Raw genomic sequence first — 26,091 nt, forward strand, 5'->3', positions numbered from 1 at the left:
GCTTGAGTGCCGACTTAGCAATCAAAAAATGTGAAGTTGAGCAAGATAAAAATCTATGGTTTGGATTAGAAAAACTAATCCATTTTTTGTAAGGAGTAGAGCACAAAAAAGGGAGCTGAAGCTCCCTTTTAAATACCGTGATGACTTTGAACAAATTTACGTTATTCGCGACCTGACGCGTAGGCGTAAAGTAGCTCAAGTGCGATGGTCGCACCAGCCAATGCTGTTACATCGCTGTGGTCGTAAGGAGGAGAGACTTCCACCACATCCATACCCACGATGTTCATGCCAGCGAAACCACGAATGATCTTCAGAATTTTATCTGAGTTCAAGCCACCGCAAACAGGCGTACCTGTACCTGGTGCAAACGCAGGATCCAGACAGTCGATGTCAAAAGTGACATACACTGGCTTATCCGCAACCGTGCGACGAATCTCTGCCAGAATCTCTTCTACTGACATGTCGTTTGCTTGCATCGCGTTGATGACATTGAAGCCGTGATCTTGTTGCTCATATTCAGTACGAATACCAATTTGAACTGAGTTCTTCGCAGAAATCAGACCTTCTTTTGGCGCGTGGTAGAACATAGTACCGTGGTCGTAAGAACTGCCGTTCGCGTAAGTGTCCGTGTGCGCATCGAAGTGAATCAGTGCCATTTGACCATGGTGTTTTGCGTAAGCTCGTAGGATTGGTAGCGTGATGAAGTGGTCACCACCCAAGCCTAGCATTGTCTTACCGCTCTTTAGAATCTCACTTGTTGCCGCTTCTAGGCGGTAAGTGAAATCTTCCGCGTCACCACAATCGAACACAAGGTCACCTGCGTCGATCACTTTCAATTTATCAAATACGTTGAAGTCCCAAGGGAACTTCTTGCCTTCCCAAGCAAGGTTTACTGACGCACGTCGGATAGCATCTGGCCCCATACGCGCACCAGGACGACCAGAAGTCGCCATGTCCAGAGGAACCCCTAGCACCACAACGTCTGCGTCTGCCGATACTGGATTTTTGATGTACGGTCGACGTAGAAACGACATAGAGTTGGAGTAAAGCGAATAATCGGTTTTCGTAAACAAATCATTCATATCAGAAGTCCTCTAAATAGGTGTAGCCCGCCAAACCTTGTTCCAGTTCAGCTAGGATTTGTTCTTGTTCACTGGCTTCAACGCGCGCTGAAACCAATTGTTTGTAATTGTCACGAATCGCATCTACGTCGATGTGAACGTAGCGCATCATGTCTTCTACGCTATCACCTTCGTTGATGTAGCTGATCTCGAATTGACCGTCTTCATCAACATTGACTACTGCACTGTGGGTGTCACCAAATAGGTTGTGCATGTCACCAAGGATCTCTTGGTATGCGCCTACTAGGAAGAAGCCCATTAGGTACGGTTTGTCGTTGCTCCATGCTGGTACTGGTAGCGTGCTCTCAATGCCTTGACCGTCAACATAGTGGTCAATCGCGCCATCGGAGTCACAAGTGATGTCCAACATCACCGCACGACGCTCTTCCACATCGCCAAGGCCAGAAAGTGGCAGAACAGGGAACACCTGATCAATGCCCCATGCATCTGGCAGGGATTGGAAAAGAGAGAAGTTCACGAAGAACTTGTCCGCAAGACGTTCGCTCAACTCATCCAAAATAGGACGGTGGAAACGGTTCTTGGTACTCATTTGACGACTTAACTCGAAATAAATACGTAGCGACAGTTGTTCTGCCCACGCACGTTGTTCAAGGTTCAGTACGCCAGTTGCGAATTGTGAGTGAACCTCAGCCAAATCGCTTTGGGTATCATTGTAAATTTCAATTAATGCACGCGCATCGGTACCATTCTGCAAGTTTTCCCAGCTACGCCACATGTTTTGTAGCAAGATTGGTGCGTCTTCTGCCGGCTCGAACACTTCTTCCGGTTGGTATGTTTCGGTACCAATAACGTTAGAAATCAATACAGCGTGGTGTGCAGTCAGAGAACGACCTGATTCAGAGATAATCACTGGCATCGGTTGTTCGTAGTGCTGACATACATCGCCGACCGTATTCACGATGTTACGCGCGTATTCTGCAAGACCGTAGTTCATCGAGTTCGAAGATTGGCTGCGTGTACCGTCATAGTCTACTGCTAAACCACCGCCAACATCGAAGTAATCAATGTTTGCACCCATGGCACGTAGTTCACAGTAGAAACGTGCAGATTCATTTACACCATTACGTACATCACGGATGTTCGCCATCTGTGAGCCAAGGTGGAAGTGAACCAATTGCATGGTATCCAGCTTGTCTTCGCGTTTTAGACGATCAATCACGCTCAATACTTGAGATGCCGATAGACCAAACTTCGATTTTTCACCGCCGCTTGCTTGCCATTTACCAGCGCCTTGAGATGCAAGGCGGATACGCAAGCCAAGACGTGGTGTTACGCCCAAGCTTTTTGCTTCTTCAAGTACCAGATCAAGCTCAGATAGCTTCTCTAGTACGATAAATACTTTGTGACCTAGCTTTTCACCGATCAGTGCAAGACGCACGTATTCACGGTCTTTGTAGCCATTACACACGATCACGGAGCTGCCTTGTTGAGCCAATGCCAATACGGCCAATAACTCTGGTTTACTGCCTGCTTCAAGGCCCAGCTGTTTGTTTTCTAGCTGTGCTTGGCTCGCTAAGATTTCATCAACCACTTCACGCTGTTGGTTTACTTTAATTGGGTATACCAGCAGGTATTTGTTTGGATATTGGTATTCTTCAATTGCTTGGTTGAAAGCTTGGCAAATGCCATGCACGCGCTGGTGCACGATTTGCGGGAAGCGCACTAATACAGGCAGATTCAACTGCTTAGCTTCTAGCTCATTAACAATCGCACTGAAAGGGATTTGGTGTGCACGGTCACTACGAGGAGATACGTATACCTCGCCTTGGTCATCAATTCCGTAGAAGCCTTGGCTCCAGTAGTGAACGTTGTAGTCCGCGCGGATGCGGTCTAATTTAGTTGCTTTTTCCAACTCGATTCTCACAAAAATGTATTTAAGCCCTCATAGGAAGTAGAGGAGAAAATACAAAAAAGCAAATCATGAGGCGCTAACCTCATACCCTGACACGAACTCCGTGTGCGCGCATTAACGGATAAAACCCCACTAGTGTCTAATGATTAAAATTTGTTCTTTCGATTAATAATCGTTGTTGAGTTGTGGTGTAAACATTTATTTAACAGAGTGTCCATTCTGCTGTTATAGTTGGTCTGACCAGTAAGGATTTGGTCGAAGAAAAAAAGAACTAAGACTCAACAAAACAAGGATATGTTTTGCAGCTGCATAGAATTCAGGGATACATCCAAACCATGTATCTTGCCGAGTATCCAGACAAATTAATGTTGCTTGATGGCGCAAGTCGAGCAGACATTCCTCACCTCAAAGATTTTATTGAGCATCAGCTTAATCGCTCGTTCACTGACCTAAAACTGGTCGTCGTCACCCACATGCACCCAGACCACGCTGGTGCAGCGCACAAGTTACGAGATCTCACTGGTTGTCAGCTTCTGGCAGCAAAACGAGACACGCATTGGTATGGTGGTTTTGATGGTTGGTTGATGCATCTTACGGATTTGATTTTGGCGCGTTGGATGGCGAACCGAATGCGTAAACCTAAGCGGAATCTATGGTATTCGCGGAAACTAAGACCGGATATTGAGCTGGTGGATGGAGACGCCGTCCCCGGATTTGCTGATTGGCAAATTTTGGAAACCCCCGGACATACTGATAGAGATTTGTCGGTTTATCATGCCGATCAAGATGTACTTTATGTCGCGGACTTAATGGTGCAGGTGAAAAGCCATTTGATTGCGCCGTTTCCTATCTTTCATCCCAATAAGTATCGCAGTTCGTTAAAGCGCGTTTTTGAGATGAATCCGAGGTGTTTGTTAGCGGCTCATGGCGGTGAAGTTGAGTTTGATGAAGATGCTTATCAACACATCATCAATACTGCACCGGTTAGACCGATTACGCATTGGCGAGTGACGAAGATAAAACTTAAAGGATTAATGCGTTCTGTACTGAGAAGTAAGAATGTGAAAAAGGAGAGGGATAAAAAGGAAAAGGATAGCTAGAAGAGCCAGATGAGCGACCACGGAGTTCGCTCATCTGAAGCTACGGGGATTATGGAGCCAATAAGTGAGATTGGCTCGGGTCTACCAGAACTTTGTCTGCCATACCCTGACGACCTAGCAACATCATGTAGGTCATCTTTTCACGGTTAGTCAGCGTGATGTCGATAGGCCACTCTTGGTCGCCCATGCGCAGCATCGTCGTGATCACGCAGCGGTGTTCGAAGGTCCCGTTTGATGATTTCACTTTGCGGTTCGCCTTCAGTGGAGCTTTACAGCGAACCACTTGCTCTAAGTGGTAAACATCTGGGTGTAGATCGAATTCTACGTATGACTGACCGTCTTGCTCTGTGCACTCTAGGTTATCTACGTGCAGAGAAGAAGTCTGTGCGCCTGTATCAATACGCGCTTCAAGGTGAGTAATCCCTAACTCAGGTAAGCAAATTGCTTCGGCGTTCCCAATGATCATTTTCTGATTCATAGTGTCATCCTAGCGATGAGTGATAAAGAGAGCCCAGTTTATAGGCTCTCACTCAAACAATTATCAGCCTTTACCGCGAGTACGGTTAGCGTTTGGTTTTGCGTTCTTCTCGATGAAGTCGAAGATCATGCCTGCAACGTCTTTTTCTGTTGCGTTTTCGATGCCTTCAAGACCTGGAGAAGAGTTCACTTCCATCACTACAGGGCCGTTTTTCGATTGAAGAATATCAACACCACATAGGTTTAGACCCATGACTTTTGCTGCGTTGATCGCGGTTGCACGCTCTTCTTTGGTTAGTTTTACTAGCTCAGCAGAACCACCACGGTGAAGGTTAGAACGGAACTCACCTTCTTTAGCTTGACGTTTCATTGCTGCGATAACCTTGTTACCTACAACGAAGCAGCGGATATCAGCACCGTTTGCTTCTTCAATGAACTCTTGCACCATGATGTTCGCTTTTAGACCCATGAATGCTTCGATTACGCTTTCTGCCGCTTTTGTTGTTTCAGCAAGTACAACGCCGATACCTTGAGTACCTTCAAGTAGCTTGATAACCAAAGGTGCGCCACCAACGTTTTTGATCACGTCCTGAATGTTGTCAGGATGGTGAGCAAAACCTGTGCGAGGTAGACCAATCCCTTTGCGCGATAGCAGCTGCATAGAGCGTAGCTTGTCACGAGAGCGGCTGATTGCTACTGACTCGTTCACACAGAATGTGCCCATCATTTCAAACTGACGTACAACCGCTGTACCGTAGAAAGTGATAGATGCACCGATGCGAGGAATAACCGCGTCATACTTTGGCAATTCTTCACCCATGTAACGAATCTTAGGGTTGTTACTCGTAATATCCATATAACAGTGCAGAGTATCGATCACATCAACTTGATGTCCGCGCTCTTCACCCGCCTGCTTTAGGCGCATGGTTGAATATAGATTCTCATTACGAGAAAGAATAGCAATACGCATGGCAATTCCTTAGTAAGTCAGTACCAAATTAAAAATATAAATATAGAGTATAGTGAGTGGGTTTAATTGATGTGACAGAATCCACTCTCATCAGCGACTTAGAATTGTGGTTGGACAACCACGTCGTCAGAGGTGCGCACCTTAGGGCGTTTTCTCATTTGATGAAAACGAAAAAATATCGTCGATACGACAAAAATAATTTATCGAACTCTCAAGCCTTGCTGTGTGCGACTGTCAAGGGTGAGAAAAAGAAAATTGAGTCAAAAATTCATCATTTTTTGATGTGACAAAACTGAAAAAAGCGGCCATTTGACCGCTTTCTTTTAGCTGTTTTGGTAGTGACTTAAGAAGAGTTCGGCCGTTTGGGTGGCTAGGTATCTGGACTCTTCGTTCGTTAAGGAAGCACGAATCCCCATCAGTTGTGGCCAAAATGCACTGCCTTTGAGTAAGTTGTGCAATTGAATGCTTGCTAAGTCCACATCATCAATCTTCAACGTGTTTTTCTCTGATTGCTGAATAAGCCAGCGATACAACGCGGTTTCTTGCTTCGACATTTGCTCTGCTTGCTCTTTGAGCTCTTCCGGCTTAAATAAGAAGTGGCCAAATGCTACTTTCGCTAACTCAATATAGTTAGGTTCTGTGACCACTATGATCTCGCTATAGAGCAATTCAATCAATTGCTCTTTGAGTGGCAACGAGGGTAAGCGCTCAATATCGCTGTCCATCATTGACGAGCGCCAAAGCTCGGTCAGTAACTCGGTCACGATCGCTTCTTTAGAAGGGAAGTGATTATAGACGGTGCGCTTAGAGACTTGCGCAATAGCAGAGAGCTTATCCATGCTGGTATTCTGAACCCCAAACTCTTGGAACGCTTGCTTTGCTGCGCACAGGATCGCTTCTCTTTTGGTCTCACTACGACCTTTTCTTTTTACATTCATAAATTTGCCGAGTTAAGAAGATCATTTCTGGATCTATTTTACACTAAGTAGTTTACTTTTGATAATTTGAATGTAAACTGCACCGTGTAGTTTACTTTTGTTCGGGTTAACTTTTTATGAAAAAAACTTTGCTAGCCACAGTAGGAGCGTTCGCGATGGGTACATCAATGATTTCTTGTTCTAATGTTGATACTGAAAAAGCGCCAACATACCCGGACAAATTTGCAAACACAGAGTTGGAATACAAAAGCGGCTTGGGTGATATGTTCGGCATCATGAAAGCGTACTTCACGACTGAGCGTGCAAATCCAACGCCAACGATTGAAGTTCCAGTGCATGCTATGACGGCGACACAACTACTAGAAGAACAAGATGAGGTCATATACCGTCTTGGTCATTCGAGCGTGTTGATGAAGCTTGATGGAAAATTGGTGATGACCGATCCTGTCTTTAGTGACCGAGCATCTCCTGTGCAATGGGCAGGACCAAAGCGTTTCCACCAAACACCAATCACTTTGCAAGATTTGCCAAATATTGATGTAGTGGTGATCAGCCATGACCATTACGATCACCTAGATAAAGCTTCTATCAAAGTGCTAGGCGACAAAGTAGGCACTTTCTTGGTGCCGTTAAAAGTGGGGCATTTGCTGGTGAACTGGGGCGTGCCTAAGGAGAAAGTGATCGAGCTAGATTGGTGGGAGTCACATTCTGTCGACGGCATTGAATATACACTGACTCCGACTCAGCATTTTTCTGGTCGAGGTTTGACAGACCGTGATGCGACGTTGTGGGGGAGTTGGGTTATTAATGCACAGCAACATAAAGTGTTCTTCAGTGGTGACTCGGGTTACTTCAATGGCTTTAAAGAGATTGGCGAAAAGTACGGCCCGTTTGATTTCACTATGATCGAAACAGGCGCATATAACGATCTCTGGTCAGATATTCATATGTTCCCTGAGCAAAGCGTTCAAGCACACATTGATGTACAGGGCAAAGTGATGATGCCGATTCACAACAGTACGTTTGATTTATCGATGCATGATTGGAATGAACCAATGCAGCGCGCGTTAGACATCAGTGAAGAGCGCGGTGTAATGTTAGTGAGCCCTGAGATTGGCCAACGCTTGGCGATTGCGGAGCCTCAGCCTGCTAAGGCATGGTGGCAATAATCGCTGAGCTAAACAGCCAAACACCAGAATAGTTAAGTCACTTATTAGTAATTACTTGGTAGTAGTTACGTGGCTAGAGATAAGGACAAAGATGTGATGAAAGCAAAGTGTACGTTGTTACTTACATTAAGCATTCTGCCTACTTTTGTACTAGCTGGAGTAGAGGAAGATATCTCGACGTTAATAAAGCGAGTTGAACAATCCTCCTGCACCTTTATCCGCAATGGCAAGACGTACACTAATCAAGAAGCGGCAGAACACATGCGCAATAAATGGGATTACGCCAAAGACGACGTTGATTCTGTGGATGTGTTTATAAAGGAAGTCGCTTCGAAGAGCTGGTTATCTGGCAAACCATATTGGGTGGATTGCCAAGAAAAACGCATTACCAGCGAAGAGTGGCTAACATCATTGATGAGCACTACCAATCACATCCAATAGCACTTCTTTAATAGTCTGGTAGCGTAACGGTAATGCGCGGCTGCGCTTTCTCACCAAAAACAGATCTTCATATACGGGCTGTTTTAACTCAGCGACATACAACTCTTCTCTTAATGAAAAACTTTCTACCGCACTGCGTGGCAAAACGGTGAAGCCGAGACCTTTACTCACAGGCAATAAGATTTGGCTTAGCTGGTTAACGTATCCGGATAGTGGCATGTCACTGACTTTTATCTCTTTCAACAAAGGTTCGGCACACTGGTCGAAAAACAGTGTCATGTAATGCTCTGCATCTGGATGCCCTATGACGCCACAGTTTCTCAGCAATTCCGGCGTTAGTGCTTTTCCTTGGTGGGATTTCGGTAAGATCAGACACAATGTTTCTCGACCAATTTGTTCACTTTGAAACACACTTTTATTTGGTGAGTAGGTCACGATGCCCATATCAATTCGACCCTCAGCAACGCCATTAAGAATGGATTGGTTAGGCGCAGCTTCTAGGTGAATCGATAAGCCTTTATGTTGTTTCTGCTTTTCAAGTAGAGGATCAAACAACCTTAAGGCAAGCGCCCCAGAGCATGCGAGCTTGCAGTATCCAGCGTGCGGATCGTCAAAGCTCAAATCTTCTAGTAGGCTTTTCTCTTTTTCTTCTAGCTCTAACGCGTAGGCATATACCATGCGGCCTTGCTCGGTGAGTTCGAAGCTTTTGTTCTCGCGTTTAATTAAGGGATGCTGACAAGCTTGTTCCAACTTTTTGATGTGTTGGCTGACACCGGGTTGTGTCATATAGAGCTTTTCAGCCGTCTGAGTAAAGTGACCGACTTCGACAAGGGTTTTAAACGTATGTAACCAAACTGGATTCAGCATAGGGTATCGTCTGCTAGAGAAATTGCTGAAATAATAGCATGATGCATAGCTGAGCGCAGAGGTGCAGATAAATGACAGGCAAAATAAAACCCCGCCTGGTTTCCCAGACGGGGCTTATTCTTTTTCGCAGCAATCCGGCTACTAATAGGTGCTCCCTGCATCTATCCTTGATTGTGGCTAAGTCCTTTAACCGAGTTCCTTGTTCATCGCCTTCCTAGCGGTGTCCATTCTTGCCTATCATCCTGACGGGCGAACTCTATCCTAGAGCTTAACTACATCCTTGCTGATAACTCATCCTAAGCTACCAAATCTTCATCCTGAAGATACCCAATCCTTTAGGCTTTTTTCCTGTTCCCGCCAACATCCTGTCGACATGTTTAGTATTGTTGTTTTGCTGATTACTCTCAATCAGCTAGGTAAAAAAACTTTGGCAGCGGATATTGCTTAAAAAGATATAAGTTTTATTTTTCAATTGCTTAAGGTTGTTATTCTACTTGTTCTTAGTCAAAGATGGTCGTTTTACTTACATTGCTTGTAAGAGATCTCGCACAAGATACCGAGCGAATGTACGAATCGTTGTCTTTTTCGCCTTGTCTGAGAGTTTGCTCAAGATCACAACTCGAATTGTAGCCATAAGATTTAGCGATTGTTTCTGATGAAATCCCCATCTCTTGTACTGCAAACATGGCCCATTCATCGCGAGTTTTCTGCATGATCCGGCGTATCTTGGTTTTGAAGTTACTCATAACAGCTCCTTTAGTTAGCGTCTTTATGAGGCAAGAATAAGGAGCGAGACGAGGCTAAGTTGATAGTATGCCGCTTAATATCAATACTATTGAGGCGTAATGAAGAATCGACCTGCATTACTGATACTATTTACGCGTAGAGCAATATTATCTAGTAGGGTGATGAATGGCGTACATTGAAAAAATACCTCAGAGACCAGGCTTTTCTTGGCGTTATCGTCGAATTGATGAGTCAACAAAGCAGTCTGATTTACACTTTCATGATGATGTGTATGAGTTGGTTATTCATCGTCATTTTCATGGAGTGCTAAATGTCGGCCATTGCGAGATGGATATCGAACATAATCAGATGTTGTTGATTGCCCCTGGCGTTCCGCATTCTTTTTGCTCTACGTCTTCGAAAGACAATTGTGAGACTCACGTGGTTTGGTTCAAGCGTGAGTGGATTTCCAATCTCATGTTTTATTGCACGGAGCTACGTAAACTGGACCCGTTATTAAAAGCGGCCAATAAAGGTGTGGTCTTTTCTGAGGGAACGGCCCAACAAGTGGTGGACTTGATGCATGAGCTGATGAAAGTTCCTGCAATCGAACAACTTGCTCGTTTTATTCACGTTCTCTCTTTGCTTGCTCATGATGAAGCCGCAAAAACACTGATGACGCATTCTTACCTCTCGCTGAGTGAACATGAGCAACAAGAAAGAGAGCGGGTTGCTAAGGTCAATGCGTACCTTGAGCAGCACTTTGCTCGTAAAATAACCCTTGCCGACTTAGCGAACGATTTATCGCTTAGTGAAAGTGCCGTGACTCGATTATTTCAAAAGCACTTTAAAGAACCCTTTAGCCAGCGCTTGATGAAGCTACGTATTAATCACGCAGCGGACTTACTGCAATCGACAGAGTTACCGATTGGGATAGTGTTTGAACGAGTAGGGTATCGAAACCAAGCCTTGTTTAATCGCCATTTTAAGACTTATAAAGGGCTTACTCCGAGAGATTACCGCCAACACTATCAGCAGCGGATTCAGCCTTAGCCAGAGTTAATGAGTATTATAGCTGAGCGCTGAACGGGAATTAATGTGCAACTGGTATATTATTTGCTAGGTTATTCAAGAATCATTATTAAGATTCAATGACAGATGAAATAGGGAACTTGATTGCCATTAATTTGTCATATTCAGTGGATAGGTTAACCCTTGCCATACGATAAAACACAGTCGAACTGTTCAAAAATTGACTGCAACACGGCATGTTTTGTCATTATGTTGTGATTTCAATCACGGTTAATTTGTCCATTCCCCGATAGATTGAAGGGGAAAACAACCTTAGACAATAAGCTCATGATGAGCGCTACCTATATAGATGAGGGAGATTACTATGAAAAAGATGAGAAGAGCACAGTTGCATCGTGTACGTATTCAATATTGGAAAGACACAAAAACTGACGCTGCTAAAAAAGCATAGTTAACCACACTCGTGACACTGAGCTGGCAATGGACGGATGACCCTCCATAAAATGCCAGCTCTAAAATTATCTAGCACACTAACTCTTTCCAAATACCAAAGTTTCCCAATACCCCAGAAATTATCCGCTTTCCAAGCCTTAGTGCATTCAGTACAAAATCATTGCCTAAAACGCAAAAAAGCCAGTCCGAAGACCAGCTTTCTCAATTATTTGCTCAATTCTGTGTATTACGGAATGACTCTGTAATTACAGGTAGTTTGCGTCAACCAATTCGCCAGCTTTTGCGCTGCTAACTTCTGGACGAGCTTGTAACCAAGCCAAAACTTGTGCTTTTTGTTCTTCAGTCGCGCTCTCGTAACGCCCAGTTGAACATAGGAAGCCTTCAAACAGCTCAAGACCACCGCCGCCGAAACAAAGGTTTAGGCCATCAATGTAGTCGATAAACTCATCAACGAATGCATCGTAACGGTCGAAGTCGTTAATGTCTGTTTCACAGCTGATTTCAAAACCTAGGATAGCGAATTCGCCTAGGAATAGCTTTTTACGCAGACGACGATTTTTGTTATCGATTTTATCTAGTTTCATGATTATCTCTCGTGGATGATTTAAATGTTCTTAAGTAACCTCGCCCTTTAGGGGGATTTTGAAGTTACTTGAGTATAAACCTTATACCCCCAAATCTAGCTTAGCCCAAGCAAAATCGGGATTAGGTAGAATAGATGATGATCTTATAACATTTCCGAAACGCAAACTTCATAAAGATAGACTAAATCTGTCACTTTTATCTTCCAAACTTCCCCTCGCTTTACAAACCTATAATTCAACCTAACACTGGGAAAGCAACACCATGAGTAAGGAAACCTTCGACGCGAAGCGTTACAACCAGAGTAATAACAAGCCTTTTGAAGAAGTACTGGAAGCGAGCCTCTCTCGACGCAGTATCCTGAAAGGTGGTTTAGGTATTAGTGCAATGACCGCTTTTGGTGCATTTGGTTTATCTGGGTGCAACTCGTCTAGCTCGGGTACTTCAGCTGGGAATGGCTCTGGCGTTTCAAGTGCAGTCCTCAATTTTGATTCGATACCAGGTTCTCTGACGGATGCAGTTTCGATTCCGCAAGGTTATATGGCACAGGTATTAGTGCCTTGGGGGACACCTCTAAATGCACAAGGTAATGCTTGGAAAGACGATGGCAGCAATACGAGTGCTGATCAGCTCAATGCGCTTGGTATGCATCATGACGGCATGCATTTCTTCTCACTAAATGACAGTGATACTGATGGCTTGTTGTGTATTAACCACGAGTACATTGATACTTCAGCATTGCATCCAAGTGGTCCAACCGTTGTGGGCGGTGTGCGCACTATCGTCGACGAAGTTCGTAAAGAAATTAACGCACATGGTGTTTCTGTGGTTCGCGTTCAACTTGAAGACAACATGTGGAAGCTGGTGGATACTGACCCACTAAACCGCCGTTACACCGGTGCTACGGTTATGGACTTATCTGGTCCTGTGGCAAATACAGAATTGGCTGTGACTCGCTTCTCTCAAGATGGCAGCCAAGCACGAGGCACACTGAACAACTGTGGTAATGGTTTCTCGCCTTGGGGTACGTACCTAACGTGTGAAGAGAACTGGCCGGGCTACTTCGTCAATGCAGGTGTTCGCACTGAAGAGCAAGATCGTATTGGTGTAGATGATGAACGCACTCGCTACTTATGGGAAACGTTGGCGGGCAACGCTGAAGAACGTTTGGACGAGTTTACGCGCTTCAATGTTGAGCCTACGGGCGCAAGTGCATTAGATGATTACCGTAATGAAGCGAACGGCCATGGTTACATCGTTGAGATCGACCCTTACACGCAAAACTCACGTGCTAAGAAGCGTACTGCACTAGGTCGCTTCCGTCACGAAGGTTGTACTTTCGGTAAGCTTGAAGAAGGTAAGCCTGTGGTCTTTTACTCTGGCCACGACTCTCGCTTTGAGTACCTATACAAATTTGAATCTGCAGCAGCGTGGGATCCAGCAGATGCTAATCCAGCAAACCGTTTGGCAACGGGCGATAAATATATGGATGAAGGCACACTGTATGTGGCGCGCTTCAACGAAGACAGCTCTGGTACTTGGTTGCCACTGACACTAGATAGTACGACAGTTTCTGGTGGCACTTTGGCAGATAGCTTCAATTCGTTGGCAGAAATCATCCTCAATACGGCGGGCGCAGCCGACCTTGTTGGTGCGACGCCAATGGATCGCCCAGAGTGGTGTACCGTTGATCCATTCACAGGCTCGGTTTACCTGACGCTAACGAACAACACCAAGCGCACAGAGGAAACTAACCCTGCAAACCCACGTTTGAACAACAAGTTTGGTCATGTAATTCGCTGGGACGAAGGCGAAGCAGCAACAGACTTCACGTGGGATATCTTCGTGTTTGGCTCTCCAGCAAACGGTGATGCGGACACTAACCGTTCGAGTTTGACCGAGCTCAATCAGTTTGCGAGCCCAGACGGCTTGGCGTTTGATCCTCGTGGCATTCTGTGGATTCAAACGGATAACGGTGCAGATGAAGTGACGTCTTACACTAATGACCAAATGCTTGCGGTTGTACCTTCAAAGCTGACGGATGAAAACGGCACGCAAGAAGTGATCGGCGCAGAAAACCAAGCTGAGTTGAAGCGTTTCTTTGTTGGTCCTAACGGCTGTGAAGTGACGGGCTTTACCATCAGCCCAGATTACAAGTCTTTGTTCGTGAACATTCAGCACCCAGGTAACTGGCCTTATAGCGACAATGCTGCGGAAGAGACACCAGCGGGGATGACACTGCGCCCACGTGCCGCAACGGTGGTTATTCGTCGTGAAGACGGTGGTGAAATTGGTGTGTAGCCACTAGGTTGTACGACTGAATATCGGGAATAAGAAAAGCCCTGCGTTTGCAGGGCTTTGTTGTTTCTGATGAGTTTCTTATTAAGACTAGCTTTTGAGAGAACCGCCTGCAGTGCGAATCACATCTTGATACCAGAAGAAGCTCTTCTTACGTTTACGCTCTAACGTACCTTGGCCATCGTTGTGGCGATCAACGTAGATGTAACCGTAACGTTTGCTCATTTCAGCAGTTGAGTTCGCGACCAAATCGATTGGTCCCCAGCTCGTGAAGCCCATCAACTCAACACCATCAAGGATCGCTTCGTGTGCTTGCACAAGGTGGTCGTTCAAGTAAGCGATGCGGTAATCATCTTGAATCTCACCGTTTTCATCGATTTCATCACGTGCACCTAAGCCGTTTTCTACGACGAACAGTGGCTTTTGGTAGCGATCGTGTAGGAAATTAAGCAGAACGCGTAGACCTTTTGGATCGATCAGCCAACCCCATTGGCTCTTCTCAAGATATGGGTTTGGTACGCTATCGACGATGTTGCCCACTTCTTTCTGTTTCGGATCCGCACTTGCACAGCCACTTGCGTAGTAGCTGAATGAGATGAAATCTACACTCGCAGACGCAATTTCTTCTAAGTCGCCTGCTTCCATCTGAATTTTAATGCCATTTTCGCGGAAGTAACGCTTCATGTAGCCTGGGTACTGACCACGAGTTTGTACATCACCGAAGAACAACCATTTGTTGTTTTCGTGCATTGCTGCCAGCACGTCATCAGGGTTACAGGTATATGGGTAGTTGATCGCGCCAAGCAGCATGTTACCAATCTTGCCGTTTGGTACGATTTGCTGACACAGTTTTACCGCTTTCGCATTTGCCACTAGCTGGTGGTGAATCGCTTGATAAATCTCTTGTTCGTTAGCGTCTTCTTGCAAGCCGACACCAGTAAATGGCGCATGCAGAGACATATTGATTTCGTTGAACGTTAACCACAGCTTCACTTTGTCTTTGTAGCGTTCAAGCACGGTGCGAGCATAACGTTCGAAGAACTCGATCACGCGACGATCGCCCCAACCGCCGTAGTTTTCAACCAGTGCGTAAGGCATTTCGTAGTGAGATAAGGTCACGAAAGGTTGGATATCGTGCTTCGCTAGCTCATCAAAAATTTTATCGTAGAACGCCAAACCTTCTTCGTTCGGTTCTAGCTCGTCACCATTCGGGAAGATGCGGCTCCACGCCAAAGACAGGCGTAGACAGTTAAATCCCATCTCTTTGAACAGCGCAATGTCTTCTGGGTAGCGATTGTAGAAGTCAATTGCCAGGTCTTTGATACCCGGCGTACGGTCTTCACGGGTTTGATGCGGACTCAAAATACCGTTTGGCAGCATGTCCGAAGTCGATAGCCCTTTCCCCCCAAGGTTGTACGACCCTTCTACTTGGTTAGCAGCAATGGCACCGCCCCAAAGAAAATGTTCAGGAAACTTAATCATGTTTCTCACTCTTTATTGTTTTGAAATATGTGTTTTCTGTATTTGAGAATAGTGTAGGTCAAAGAGGGATTCTGATATTGAGATCGTGTTTTTCTCAAGCTACGGGAGAAGATGGCTCAACTGGTATTTTTTTAATCGGAAGGGGGGTAAATCAGAATAGTTGGAAATAGAGTTCCAGCCCCGCTTATGCAAGGCTGGAGATAACATTTAGAAAGTAAATGCTAGGTTTGCTGCTGCACCTAGTTGGTTTTCACCAGCATAAGAGCCTGCGATGTCTAAGCTAACGACATCAAATGGGCTGATGCCAATACCTGCAGTAATTGAGTTCTCTAAAGTATCTTCTAGATCCATCTCATAACCTGCTCGTAGTTGTGCCCAACCCCAAGCATTGCCTTCAATACCAACTCGAACAAATTGAGTGTCGTCTGCTAGTTCTTTGAAACGTTTTTGCTTGGTTAAGTCGGCATCAATGCTAAATGAAACGTAGTCGCTTGCATAACCAAGACCCACAGTTGCTTGAGGGGTGAGTTCGTAAGTGTACCCGCCAAGTTCTGTATCGATGTCTTGTTTGAACAGATCTTTAATAGTGATACCAGCGCGGAATGCATTTTTGTGCCACGCCATGCCTAGATCCATGTTGAAGGCACTCTTTGATACTTCACTCTTATCGTAATCTTCGACATCAAAATCATCTAGAGAAGTGCGCTGAGAGTAGGTCATCAATTGTTGGTATTTAGGAGAGATACCAAACGCGATGTTTTGGCCGCCTAGCTCAAAGTTGCGTGCAAATGAAACGCCGTATTCAGCAGTGCCAAATGCCACTAGCTCAACGTTTGAGTTCAGGTAGCGCTGCTCTACCGTACCAGAATCAGCAATGTCTGGAGCAGCGATCACTTCAACATAACCTGTACTAAATAGGTTGATTGAAACATGGCGAGTCGGGATTGCGATAGCCAGACCTAGACCACCGTTGATTGCTACTGGAGCACTATCATCGAGCTTATCTAGTAAGCGAGACATTTCTGCCTCATCTGCAGGTGTTGGCATGCCTTTAATGCGATCGTACAGGTCTTGCGCATCTTCGACAGTGGTAAGCGCTTCATCTTTGTCATTCGCATTGATACCAAATGCAGGCAGAAGTAGGCCGACATCATCGTTTTCACGGTATAACGCACCAAGAGCAGGGTTGTGAAGTGGGGCTGTTAGGTAATCTGCTGAAACCACACCAGTGTTACCCATCGCATGGCTGCGAGCATCTGCGACGTATGGTGCCGCAATTGATTGTGTTGAAAGCACGGTTAGTGCACTAGCCACTGCAAAAGCTAATTTGTTCATAACGTTTCCATTGTTACTTTATATTTTTGTTGCCGAAGCAATTGAATAGATCGGATTTACAGTTGCATTGTTATAGGTGTGCAGACGTTGGTTTTTGTCTGCTTATGCAACTTATGTAAATTGTCTCATTATTTAGACGCTCTTATCAATTATCTTGTAAATATATTTGAGCAAAAATATGTGGTTATTGATTGCTTTCTAGGCAGCTATAAAAATAAGCTCAAAGGAAAGGCCTCTGGAGTGGTTTATGCGCACAGAAATACTACCACCCATGTCACGCATATTATTAGCCGTGATCGCTAAACCGAGTCCTAAACCTTTACCAATTTTCTTTGAGGTTTGGAATGGTTCGAACATGGATTCAAGCATCTCATCTGATACGCCGCAGCCATTATCACTGACAAGCAGTTCAACTTGATTTTCTGTTGGATTGACGATCAAACTCAGCTGCGGATTGTCGGTTTGGTCCATTGCATCCAAAGCGTTTGACACAAGATTGCCGAGCACTTGAAGCAGTCGTTGTTCTTCACCCATGATGTTAGGTAAATCGTGAGGAACACGTACACGCACGTCAACGTTCTCTAATTGAGATTGATAAACTCGTAGGGTTTCTTCTAAAGCGGTTGTGAGGGAAATCTCTTGTAGTCTTTCTGGCTTGTTGTAAGCAAATGTCTTTAGCTGACTGGTCATGCTTGCCATGCGATCAATCAGTTTCTGTACTAAGACATTGTTGGCTTTCATCATCTCGGTTTCGCCACGTTCCGCTAGCAGCTCGTTTGTTGTGAGCAGGGTTCGCAAGCCTGTTAGTGGCTGATTGAGCTCATGAGTGAGCGCGCTTGACATGCGACCTAAGGCTGCCATTTTGCTCGATTCAATCAATTGGCTTTGTGCTTTTTTTAGCGCTTGAGTTCGCTCTTCTACCCGCTGCGCCAGTTCTTGGTTGACCTGTTGCAGTGATTGCTCGGCTTTTTTCCGCTTGCTGATATCGATGATCGTCGCAAGGAAATACTGCTCGCCATGCCATGGAAAACTGGTCAGAGAAAATAGGACAGGAAAGGCGCTTCCGTCACTGCGTCTGGCTATGGTTTCGACCGTGCTGATCTCTGCGAGCTCTTTATGTTTAGGCAAGTCCTTCAGCAACTTAAGTGTGGTGGAATTGGGATTGCCTGCGTCGAATAATTCCCAAGCAAAAGCGTGTCGATTGACGCTTTCCGGTAAACAGAACAAACGCTTCGCCATTGGGTTGAGATCGAACAGTTGCCCTTGTTCATCAATCAATAGCAAACCTACGTGGGTCTTATTGATCATTTGTTTTAAGCGGCGTTGGGATTCTTCCAACAGAGCTTGAATTCGCTGTTGGTTGATGTGTTTCTGGCGACGCTGTAGACCAATGATGACGAGTAATACAACCAACAAGATCAGCACCGCCACGCTCCAACCAATTACATTGATGGCTTGTTGAATCGGTTTGGAAGGAGTGAGGTAACTTACGTACCAATTCAAATCATCCAATTTAACGGTGTGCGCAAAATAACGTTGTTGGTTGAGCGTCCACACACTGATATTGGTGTTGTCGTATAAGCGTTGAGTTTCTAACTGAACGGTATTGCTCGGTTCGTTAAACCAGTCAGCGCTATAAAGCGAGCTACTCGATAGGAAAAAGCGTTGCTGGCGATTTTGCAACGTAATGATGTCTTGGCTAGTAATGGTCTGTTCGGTCAATAAGCTCAGGTTGATTTGCACCACCACAATGCCTGCGATATCTAGACCGTCGTAGATAGGGGCTGCAAGATAATACAATGGGCTCGAACCTTTGGTTTTGTTCACCAAGGAAACACCGCCGCCTTGATTGTGAATTTGTTCCACAATGGCTTTTCGGTCAGACAGGCTAAAGCGCTCTTCTATCAAACTCGACACCAATACTTCACCAGAGTTAGACAGAATTAACCACCCTTCTGTATTGGCAGCTTTATCGAGTTGAGTCAGTTGGGTTTGCAACGGTTCGTAATAAGTTCGGTTTCCTTTCACAAACGCGATGGTTTCTGGATTGTTGGTAACAAGGTAAGGCAGATGGTAGAAGCGTTTAAGTGCTCGACGAACTTCACCAATATAGTCGAGCAGCTTTTGTTGAGCTTCGGTTTGAGTTTGTACGCTCAACCACTGACGGGCAACCTCTCTGCTGGCGCTATAGCAAGACAACATCAGCACTGCCGCAATTGCGACCACAAGCCATGTTTTGCCATTCCTTTTGCGCTGCATACTGACTCCATTCAGCTAATGCGTCCTCACCGACAGTCTTTAAAGAGTGCGCCTAACTGGTTGGATGTTAAAGACTTGTAAGCAAGAAGTGAGATCTAGCTCCTTTTCTCCTCAGTGGTTTTTGCTACCGTTAACAAAGAGCGATTTCTTTCCCACCTATAAAGCAGGCAGTAACTCATGGCTTTTGACGACACCCCTAAAATTGCACTTATCGAAGACGATGACATTGTTCGTCAGGCTACCAGCCAATGGCTGCAACTGGCGGGGTTCGATGTGACTGCGTTCAGTTTAGGCGAAGAGGGCAAAGCCGCCATTCTTAGCCAAGAATTTGATGCGATTGTCAGTGATGTTCGCCTGCCAGACACCGATGGTTTGTCGATAATAGAAAGCCTGATTGCCAATCACATTCCAACGCCGGTTATCTTGATCACCGGACATGGTGATGTCGATATGGCAGTAGGGGCGTTGCAAAACGGTGCGTTCGATTTTATCGAGAAACCTTTTCAACCTGAGCGCTTATCCCAACGAGTGACCGAAGCGGTAGAGAGCTATCGCGCACAAACGTCTACTCAAGATCGCCAAGAGTACCTATCTAGCGTTAGTGGCTTAGAAGAAGTGTTGATTGGGCGAAGCCGAGTGATGCAACAGCTTAGAGAACAAGTTGCCAAGTTAGCGCGCATTGATACCAATGTGATCATTTACGGTGAAACAGGTTGTGGTAAAGAGCTGGTAGCGACCAGTTTGCACAATGAAAGCCAACGCAGAACCCATCATTTTGTGCCAATCAACTGTGGTGCAATTCCTGAAAATCTATTTGAAAGTGAGCTGTTTGGGCATGAAGCAGGGGCATTTACCGGAGCGGGCAAAAAGCGCATTGGTAAATTGGAATACGCGGATAAAGGCACCTTATTTTTTGATGAAATCGAGAGTATGCCGCTGTCGATGCAGGTGAAAGTCTTACGTTCATTGCAGGAACATACGGTTGAGCGCGTTGGGGGTAATCAGCAGATCTCGGTTGATTTGAGAGTGATCGCCGCTGCGAAAGAAGATCTCAATGATCATGATGAGTTTCGTCAGGATTTGTATTATCGACTCAATGTGGCGCAGATCTATTTGCCACCATTACGTGAGCGAGAAGAAGACGCGTTGATCTTGTTCGAACACTTTGCTCTGAAAAGTAACCCTGAGAGTCGTCCGCTGAGTGAAGCCGATAGAAAAGCCATTCTTGCTTACGCTTGGCCCGGTAACGTGCGTGAGCTAAGGAATGTCGCGATGCGTTTTGCTCTGGATGAAACCGTCTCCGTAATGGAAATTCTCTCCAGTCGACCATCTTCTACAACCGAAGAGACACAAGCAGGCGTTCCGTTGGCGATTCAGCTACACAACTTTGAACGTAAGGTACTACACGATTCCTTAGTTCGACACCAAGGACGAATTACGGATGTGATGGTCGAGTTAGATTTACCGCGCCGAACCCTCAACCAAAAGATGCAGAAATTTGGTTTGAATCGCTCTGACTATACATAGAAAAAACGGCTTCTGAGGAAGCCGTTTTTTTGTTGAGGTACTTATTTGTTAAGTTACTTGCCAATCTAGGCTTGGTTTACCAACTCGGCTTGTTGTTGGCTTGCCTTGCGGGTAAAGACTACACCCACAATCACCATAGCAATCGTAGGAACAATCCAGCTTGCAAAGTAGTGGTACAGCGGCATGTTGCTGTCTAACCATTGGTTTGCGGCTTCTGGCATGTAACCTAGGATGTGCAACGCATCAACACAACCAAACGCTAGAGCAGTGAACGCCGTCGCGATGACCATGATTTGCGACATCTTGTTGCGCACAGGTGCCATGATCATCAACGCAATCGCTACTGGGTGAAGCGCCACAACCGCTGGCAATGTGATAGCCAATAGTTGCTCCAGACCTACGTTGGCGATCAAACCTGCCAACACCATAGTCGTGATAACGCAGCCTTTGTAGTTCACTTTGCTGAAAGTGTTGTCGTAAAACTCACTGCCTGCGGTGGTTACGCCGATAGCAGTAGTCAAACACGCTAATACCATCACGGCACCTAGTAATAGTGAGCCAAATGCGCCGAAGTGGCTGAAGGTGAATGCCGTTAAGATATCGCCACCGTTGCTGAATTCAGAACCCAAGTATGAGCTTGTCGAGCCAATGTAAGCCAATGAGATGTAAACAAATGCCATGGCAACCGCGTACATCAAAGCAGCAATTAGTGTGTATTTTGCTGTGGCTTCCGGACAATCCACACCCATGCTACGAATCGCGCGGAAGATAATCCAACCAAAACCGATAGAACCTAGCGCATCCATGGTCATGTAGCCTTGGGTTAAGCCTTCAGCAAATGCGCCAGATACATATGGTCCCGTTGCAGTAGTAAGCTCGCCTGCTGGAGAAACCAAAGCAGTCACAGACATGATGATTAAGATCCCCATCAATGCAGGAGTTAAGATCTTGCCTAGGTTGTCGACCAATTTGCCCGGGTATAGCGCAAACAAGATTGTGATAACACAGAAAGCAATTGTGAAAGGCACCAAAGCGGCATCACCAAACATTGGTGCAAAGCTAAATTGGTAAGCGACGGTAATCGCACGTGGTATTACGAACGCAGGACCAATTACGATAAACACCATCACCCAAAAACTGGTCGCCAAAGGTTTAGGTAGGGCGGCGGTTAATTTGTCTGAACCGTTTACGATAGCGACCATCACCAGTGCCATTGCAGGCAGACCTACGCCCGTTAAGAGGAAGCCAGACATCCCGCTCAGAAAGTTTTCACCTGCTTGATAACCCAAAAATGGAGGGAAGATCAGGTTACCCGCGCCTAAGTACATGGCGAAAGTCATGAAGCCCAAAGCGGCGATATTGCGTGCGCTTAACATTGTTATTCCTCTTATGTTTCGCTTGGAAGAAACTGAAAGGAATGGGAGGAGTATATGGTGTTCCCGTCAGCTTCTTCTCAAGCTGACAGAAAGTTTAGATATAGCCTGTCAGCTCTGAATCAGTTTCAGAGAGAGCAGGAGGATCGCAGCAGCAACGCCAGATGGGCGTTTTAAAGCGAATTGTAATTGCGCAGTTGCTGACATGAGTGATCCTTAATGACGAAAAATACCAAGGAATACGTTTGCCTTGGCGTGTTGTTACCCTAACGAACATAGGGCTATTGGCACAACCCCGAAGTAGGAAATAAGTTGATACGGTCAATGTTTGTTTTTTAACTGGTGGATCGAACTGCTTTCTGAATTCAAAGTTAGAATAAATGACTTTTCATTTCTGTAACATGGCTTGTTTTGCTGTATTTTTGTGCTATTTGTAGTCGTTTAGGCTATAAACCTCCGCTGATAAAGTGAGCAGTTTAGAATGATGCGCTTTTTCTTCTTATTGTTAAGACGCTCATTCGCTGCAGTTCAATCCAAAATCACGTCGGCAAAATATTGCTTATTAGTGAATTAGGCATTTGTTTCGTGTTGGTCACATTTTATTAACCTTTTGCGATCTAGGCGTGCAACCTTCTCCTCTTGAATAAGCAAGATCTTGCTCATCGCTTTGCTATCAAATCAGCATTATTTTGCTCATTTTTGATGTGCTCCTACACTTATGTCAATAAATACAATAACTTAAAAGTTGGCATTTCAATTGCTCTAGGGAATTTGTTGTTAATAAAGATTTAACATGATGTAAATCCCCAATCGTGAAACGACTACACGGAGAGTAATAATGAAAATGAATAAGCTGGTAAAAGCTTTGGCTGTCGCTGTGACTTCTTTTGGTATTGCTGCTAACGCTGCGGCAGAAGATCGTAGCTACATTCTTGCAACGGCATCGACAGGTGGTACCTACTACCCTGTGGGCGTAGCGCTGGCAACGTTAAGCAAAGTGAAATTGGCACCAAAGCACCACTTCTCCCTTTCTGCAATCAGCTCTGCGGGCTCTGGTGAAAACGTCAAACTGCTGAACGAAAACGAAGCACAGTTCGCGATTCTACAAGGTCTTTACGGTGCATGGGCTTGGTCTGGCGAAGGTCCTTATGAGAAAAGCGGTCGCCAAGAGCAGCTGCGTTCAGTCTCTATGCTGTGGCAAAACGTTGAGCACTTTATTGTTCGCTCTGACTTAGCAAAAACTGGCACAGTGACTGACCTGAACAACCTAGATGGCAAGAAGTTCTCTATCGGTAAGAAGAACTCAGGTACTGAGAACTCTGGTCGCCAAATCATGAAAGGTCTGAAGGTAGACCCTGATAAATTCAATCTTGCGTACATGGGCTATGGCGGCAGTGCGAGCGCACTTCAAAACGGCACCATTGACGGCATGAACACGCCTGCGGGTGTGCCAGTTGGTGCAGTAACCCAAGCTTTTGCTGCGCTGGGTAAAGACATTTCGATTCTCTCGTTTACTGACGAGCAAATCAAAGAGGCGAACGGCAACTACAACCTATGGACGAAGTACGAGATCCCAGCGAACACGTACCCGGGTCTAGATAAGCCGATCACCACCATTGCACAGCCAAACTTCTTGGCAGTTCGTGAAGATATCTCGGAAGAAGACGTTTACCAGCTAACCAAAGCGATCTACGAGAACCTGCCTTTCCTACAAGGCATCCACAAAGCAACAAAAGCAATGGCGATTGAGAAAGCGATTGCTGGTTTGCCAGTGCCTCTTCACCCAGGCGCAGCGCGTTACTACAAAGAAATGGGCATCGAAATCCCATCAGATCTAATGGCGAAATAACGCCAACTTCGCCCCGAGTTTCGGCTCGGGGCATTTTATCCTTACCGATTTCTAAGATGGAAAAAGCCGCCAGAGCTTGGAGTATGAGATGAGCGACTCAATAGAAAAGGAATTGCAGAAATTTGAGCTGCCCACGCGCACTGATTTTCCGTGGGTAACCACAACAATCACAGTGTTTGGCGTGGTGTTGTCTGCTTTGCACATTTGGTTTAATACCTTATCGACGTTACCAGAGTTATGGATTTCCGCGACCCACTTTGCTGGCTTTGCGGTTATTTGTGCGCTTTGGTATCCGGCTCATATCTCCCTCAAGCAGAGTAAGATTGCACTCGGCATTGATGTGTTAATTGCCATGGGCGCGGTCGCGTGTTTGCTCTACATTCCCTATGCCGAAGATGCGCTGTATGAGCGTGGCGTAAAGTTTGGGACCAGCGATTGGGTCTTCGCCATCATGGCAATTCTGATTGTTATTGAGCTGATTCGACGGACCATGGGTTGGTTTATTCCAGTGCTGATTGTGGTGTGTTTGAGTTACGTTGTGCTTTGGGGTAAGTGGGCAACAGGCATTTTCCATTTCCCGGGGTTGAGCATGGAAACCTTGCTCTACCGCAGCTTTTACTCTTCTGAGGGCATGTTTGGTTCTATCTCGCGCATCAGCTGGACTTTTGTATTTATGTTCATTTTGTTTGGTGCATTTCTTGTTCGCTCTGGTGTTGGTGATTACATCATCAATGTGGCACGTGCCGCGGCTGGCAAAATAATCGGCGGTCCCGGTTTTATTGCGGTGATTGGCTCCGGTTTAATGGGTTCAGTATCTGGCTCAAGTGTGGCAAATACGGTTTCAACCGGTGTTATCAGTATTCCTTTGATGCAAAAAGCAGGTTTCCCTTCGCGCTTCGCGGCGGGCGTTGAAGCGGCGGCGTCGACAGGAGGTCAGTTGATGCCACCCGTGATGGGCGCGGGTGCTTTCATCATGGCGTCTTACACGCAAATTCCTTATGTTGATATTATTGCCGTTTCTTTCATTCCTGCTCTTATCTATTTCTTGTCTGTGGCGTTCTTTGTGCGTATCGAAGCCAAACGGAGCGGCGTTCAAAAAATCACGACCAGCGATGAATCATTACTTAAAGTGTTGATCAGCGGTTGGCACAACCTTATCCCACTGGCTGTATTGGTTACTTTGTTGGTTCAAGGTTTTACGCCAACTTACGCTGCGGGCTTGTCGATCATTTCTGTGGTGGTGGCTTCTTGGTTCTCGAAAGATCACAAGATGGGACCAAAAGCGATCATCGAAGCGCTGTCACAAGGTGCGAAAAACATGGCGACAACCGCGGTATTGCTGGTGGGTATTGGTTTGGTGATCAACGTGATCAGCACAACGGGCATCGGCAACACATTCTCACTGATGATCGACGGTTGGGCGAATGGCGACTTGTTCATCATGATCGTTCTGATTGCACTCGCTTCTCTTGTTTTGGGTATGGGTTTACCTGTGACAGCGGCGTATATTGTATTGGGCACACTGTCTGCCCCTGCGCTTTACAAGTTGATTGCGGAAAACCAATTGCTTGAATTGATGGTGTCGGGTCAATTGCCAGAGCAAGCAAAAGCGATCTTTATGTTGGCAGCGCCAGAAAAGCTGGAACTGCTTAATGCACCAATGGCGTTGGAAACCGCGAAAGAAATGGTGGCGCTAGTACCTGCGGACTTTATGGAAACTCTACTAGAGCAAAGTTTGGGTATGGAAGCAGTAGGTTTGGCATTGCTGGCTGCTCACCTTATCATCTTCTGGTTATCGCAAGACAGCAACGTAACACCACCAGTGTGTTTGACCGCTTTTGCAGCAGCAACCATCGCCAAAACACCACCGATGCGCACCGGTTTGATGGCGTGGAAAATCGCCAAAGGTTTGTATCTTGTACCGCTACTTATTGCCTACACAGGCTTAGTAAGCTGGGATGTGACGTCGGTAATTACCGTGGGCTTCTTCGCCATCATCGGTACCTATGCATTGATTGGTGCGATTGAAGGCTACTTGGAAGGTCCACTAAACATTCTGATGCGTCTTGTGTTGATTGTGGTGGGTACATTGCTTGTTTGGCACGACATCCCAATGTTGGTTCGTGTAGCAAGTTGCGCAGTATTTGTCGCGATTTTTATTTACAGTGGTCGCAAGTTCAAATTGCAACAATCTCAACTATCGGTTTTATAAGAGGTCG

The 26,091-nt window shown here is 45.7% G+C and carries 20 protein-coding genes; 8 read left to right on the forward strand and 12 right to left on the reverse strand.

Translation table 11 applies throughout. The features are described 5' to 3' along the window. Positions 1-161: 161 nt before the first annotated feature. Together speB and speA are read right to left on the reverse strand one after the other, a co-directional pair. Positions 162-1,082, reverse strand: coding sequence for an agmatinase (gene speB, locus BSZ04_RS05260; RefSeq protein WP_010453266.1), 921 nt, complete (start codon positions 1,080-1,082; stop codon positions 162-164). A gap of 1 nt (position 1,083) precedes the next feature. Further along, a complete protein-coding gene (gene speA / locus BSZ04_RS05265) occupies positions 1,084-2,994 on the reverse strand; it encodes an arginine decarboxylase (protein ID WP_010453264.1) in 1,911 nt (636 codons plus the stop codon). 335 nt (positions 2,995-3,329) lie between these two features. Between speA and BSZ04_RS05270 the strand changes: the two genes are divergently transcribed. Next, on the forward strand, positions 3,330-4,094 hold the full coding sequence (locus BSZ04_RS05270) for an MBL fold metallo-hydrolase (protein WP_162531049.1): 765 nt from the start codon (positions 3,330-3,332) through the stop codon (positions 4,092-4,094). Positions 4,095-4,143: 49 nt separating this feature from the next. On the opposite strand, the gene BSZ04_RS05275 is transcribed toward BSZ04_RS05270, so the two are convergent. From BSZ04_RS05275 to BSZ04_RS05290, 3 genes are all read right to left on the reverse strand, one after another. Then, entirely contained in the window at positions 4,144-4,572 is a 429-nt protein-coding gene (locus BSZ04_RS05275; RefSeq protein ID WP_005432588.1) for an ATP-dependent zinc protease family protein, read from the reverse strand. A gap of 63 nt (positions 4,573-4,635) precedes the next feature. Continuing rightward, on the reverse strand, positions 4,636-5,541 hold the full coding sequence (gene rimK, locus BSZ04_RS05280; protein ID WP_045417109.1) for a 30S ribosomal protein S6--L-glutamate ligase: 906 nt from the start codon (positions 5,539-5,541) through the stop codon (positions 4,636-4,638). A gap of 323 nt (positions 5,542-5,864) precedes the next feature. Then, positions 5,865-6,479: a TetR/AcrR family transcriptional regulator gene (locus BSZ04_RS05290; RefSeq protein ID WP_088879756.1), complete on the reverse strand. Its 615-nt coding sequence runs from the start codon at positions 6,477-6,479 to the stop codon at positions 5,865-5,867. Between the two features lie 155 nt (positions 6,480-6,634). Here BSZ04_RS05290 and BSZ04_RS05295 point away from each other — a divergent pair, with 155 nt between their 5' ends. Then, a complete protein-coding gene (locus tag BSZ04_RS05295; protein WP_088879757.1) occupies positions 6,635-7,648 on the forward strand; it encodes an MBL fold metallo-hydrolase in 1,014 nt (337 codons plus the stop codon). A gap of 96 nt (positions 7,649-7,744) precedes the next feature. After that, the gene (locus BSZ04_RS05300; protein WP_088879758.1) at positions 7,745-8,089 is read left to right on the forward strand and encodes a DUF5329 family protein; all 345 of its coding nucleotides are present in this window, start codon (positions 7,745-7,747) and stop codon (positions 8,087-8,089) included. Here BSZ04_RS05300 and BSZ04_RS05305 read toward each other — a convergent pair. Both BSZ04_RS05305 and BSZ04_RS05310 read right to left on the reverse strand, forming a co-directional pair. Next, positions 8,057-8,956 carry a LysR family transcriptional regulator gene (locus tag BSZ04_RS05305; protein WP_071235237.1) on the reverse strand — a complete coding sequence of 300 codons (900 nt, stop codon included), beginning with the start codon at positions 8,954-8,956 and terminating at the stop codon, positions 8,057-8,059. The two genes, BSZ04_RS05300 and BSZ04_RS05305, sit on opposite strands and share 33 nt — an antisense overlap. 500 nt (positions 8,957-9,456) lie before the next feature. Next, the gene (locus BSZ04_RS05310; protein WP_010453253.1) at positions 9,457-9,702 is read right to left on the reverse strand and encodes a hypothetical protein; all 246 of its coding nucleotides are present in this window, start codon (positions 9,700-9,702) and stop codon (positions 9,457-9,459) included. A gap of 166 nt (positions 9,703-9,868) precedes the next feature. On the opposite strand from BSZ04_RS05310, the gene BSZ04_RS05315 reads away from it, so the two are divergent. Then, entirely contained in the window at positions 9,869-10,735 is an 867-nt protein-coding gene (locus BSZ04_RS05315) for a helix-turn-helix domain-containing protein (protein WP_088879759.1), read from the forward strand. Positions 10,736-11,412: 677 nt separating this feature from the next. On the opposite strand, the gene BSZ04_RS05320 is transcribed toward BSZ04_RS05315, so the two are convergent. Further along, positions 11,413-11,751 carry a YggL 50S ribosome-binding family protein gene (locus BSZ04_RS05320; protein WP_010453251.1) on the reverse strand — a complete coding sequence of 113 codons (339 nt, stop codon included), beginning with the start codon at positions 11,749-11,751 and terminating at the stop codon, positions 11,413-11,415. Positions 11,752-12,013: 262 nt separating this feature from the next. Here BSZ04_RS05320 and BSZ04_RS05325 point away from each other — a divergent pair, with 262 nt between their 5' ends. Further along, positions 12,014-14,050 (forward strand): PhoX family protein, encoded by a 2,037-nt coding sequence (locus BSZ04_RS05325; protein ID WP_088879760.1) that lies wholly within the window; start codon positions 12,014-12,016, stop codon positions 14,048-14,050. An 87-nt stretch (positions 14,051-14,137) separates the two neighbouring features. On the opposite strand, the gene BSZ04_RS05330 is transcribed toward BSZ04_RS05325, so the two are convergent. The 3 genes from BSZ04_RS05330 to BSZ04_RS05340 form a co-directional block, all read right to left on the reverse strand. Continuing rightward, a complete protein-coding gene (locus BSZ04_RS05330) occupies positions 14,138-15,529 on the reverse strand; it encodes a glycoside hydrolase family 1 protein (protein WP_088879761.1) in 1,392 nt (463 codons plus the stop codon). 207 nt (positions 15,530-15,736) lie between these two features. Then, positions 15,737-16,864: a conjugal transfer protein TraF gene (locus tag BSZ04_RS05335; protein WP_010453246.1), complete on the reverse strand. Its 1,128-nt coding sequence runs from the start codon at positions 16,862-16,864 to the stop codon at positions 15,737-15,739. Between the two features lie 198 nt (positions 16,865-17,062). Continuing rightward, on the reverse strand, positions 17,063-19,123 hold the full coding sequence (locus tag BSZ04_RS05340) for a sensor histidine kinase (RefSeq protein WP_088879762.1): 2,061 nt from the start codon (positions 19,121-19,123) through the stop codon (positions 17,063-17,065). A 177-nt stretch (positions 19,124-19,300) separates the two neighbouring features. Here BSZ04_RS05340 and BSZ04_RS05345 point away from each other — a divergent pair, with 177 nt between their 5' ends. Then, entirely contained in the window at positions 19,301-20,650 is a 1,350-nt protein-coding gene (locus tag BSZ04_RS05345; protein ID WP_088879763.1) for a sigma-54-dependent transcriptional regulator, read from the forward strand. 65 nt (positions 20,651-20,715) lie between these two features. Here the strand turns inward: BSZ04_RS05345 and brnQ are convergent, their stop codons facing one another. After that, a complete protein-coding gene (brnQ, locus tag BSZ04_RS05350) occupies positions 20,716-22,026 on the reverse strand; it encodes a branched-chain amino acid transport system II carrier protein (RefSeq protein ID WP_088879764.1) in 1,311 nt (436 codons plus the stop codon). Between the two features lie 835 nt (positions 22,027-22,861). Here brnQ and BSZ04_RS05355 point away from each other — a divergent pair. Both BSZ04_RS05355 and BSZ04_RS05360 read left to right on the forward strand, forming a co-directional pair. Then, positions 22,862-23,872 (forward strand): TAXI family TRAP transporter solute-binding subunit, encoded by a 1,011-nt coding sequence (locus BSZ04_RS05355; protein ID WP_005374185.1) that lies wholly within the window; start codon positions 22,862-22,864, stop codon positions 23,870-23,872. 88 nt (positions 23,873-23,960) lie between these two features. Beyond that, positions 23,961-26,084 carry a TRAP transporter permease gene (locus tag BSZ04_RS05360; protein WP_088879765.1) on the forward strand — a complete coding sequence of 708 codons (2,124 nt, stop codon included), beginning with the start codon at positions 23,961-23,963 and terminating at the stop codon, positions 26,082-26,084. Positions 26,085-26,091 lie beyond the last annotated feature (7 nt).

This window comes from Vibrio rotiferianus (genome assembly GCF_002214395.1).
GTDB classification, from domain to species: domain Bacteria; phylum Pseudomonadota; class Gammaproteobacteria; order Enterobacterales; family Vibrionaceae; genus Vibrio; species Vibrio rotiferianus.

Coding starts and splice junctions, on each gene's coding strand:
- BSZ04_RS05310 (WP_010453253.1), bottom strand. CDS start 9,702: ATGAGTAACTTCAAAACCAAGATACGCCGGATCATGCAGAAAACTCGC.
- BSZ04_RS05355 (WP_005374185.1), top strand. CDS start 22,862: ATGAAAATGAATAAGCTGGTAAAAGCTTTGGCTGTCGCTGTGACTTCT.
- speB (WP_010453266.1), bottom strand. CDS start 1,082: ATGAATGATTTGTTTACGAAAACCGATTATTCGCTTTACTCCAACTCT.
- BSZ04_RS05290 (WP_088879756.1), bottom strand. CDS start 6,479: ATGAATGTAAAAAGAAAAGGTCGTAGTGAGACCAAAAGAGAAGCGATC.
- BSZ04_RS05340 (WP_088879762.1), bottom strand. CDS start 19,123: ATGCAGCGCAAAAGGAATGGCAAAACATGGCTTGTGGTCGCAATTGCG.
- BSZ04_RS05275 (WP_005432588.1), bottom strand. CDS start 4,572: ATGAATCAGAAAATGATCATTGGGAACGCCGAAGCAATTTGCTTACCT.
- BSZ04_RS05300 (WP_088879758.1), top strand. CDS start 7,745: ATGAAAGCAAAGTGTACGTTGTTACTTACATTAAGCATTCTGCCTACT.
- brnQ (WP_088879764.1), bottom strand. CDS start 22,026: ATGTTAAGCGCACGCAATATCGCCGCTTTGGGCTTCATGACTTTCGCC.
- BSZ04_RS05330 (WP_088879761.1), bottom strand. CDS start 15,529: ATGATTAAGTTTCCTGAACATTTTCTTTGGGGCGGTGCCATTGCTGCT.
- BSZ04_RS05335 (WP_010453246.1), bottom strand. CDS start 16,864: ATGAACAAATTAGCTTTTGCAGTGGCTAGTGCACTAACCGTGCTTTCA.
- BSZ04_RS05345 (WP_088879763.1), top strand. CDS start 19,301: ATGGCTTTTGACGACACCCCTAAAATTGCACTTATCGAAGACGATGAC.
- BSZ04_RS05325 (WP_088879760.1), top strand. CDS start 12,014: ATGAGTAAGGAAACCTTCGACGCGAAGCGTTACAACCAGAGTAATAAC.
- BSZ04_RS05305 (WP_071235237.1), bottom strand. CDS start 8,956: ATGCTGAATCCAGTTTGGTTACATACGTTTAAAACCCTTGTCGAAGTC.
- BSZ04_RS05270 (WP_162531049.1), top strand. CDS start 3,330: ATGTATCTTGCCGAGTATCCAGACAAATTAATGTTGCTTGATGGCGCA.
- BSZ04_RS05360 (WP_088879765.1), top strand. CDS start 23,961: ATGAGCGACTCAATAGAAAAGGAATTGCAGAAATTTGAGCTGCCCACG.
- BSZ04_RS05315 (WP_088879759.1), top strand. CDS start 9,869: ATGGCGTACATTGAAAAAATACCTCAGAGACCAGGCTTTTCTTGGCGT.
- rimK (WP_045417109.1), bottom strand. CDS start 5,541: ATGCGTATTGCTATTCTTTCTCGTAATGAGAATCTATATTCAACCATG.
- BSZ04_RS05320 (WP_010453251.1), bottom strand. CDS start 11,751: ATGAAACTAGATAAAATCGATAACAAAAATCGTCGTCTGCGTAAAAAG.
- BSZ04_RS05295 (WP_088879757.1), top strand. CDS start 6,635: ATGGGTACATCAATGATTTCTTGTTCTAATGTTGATACTGAAAAAGCG.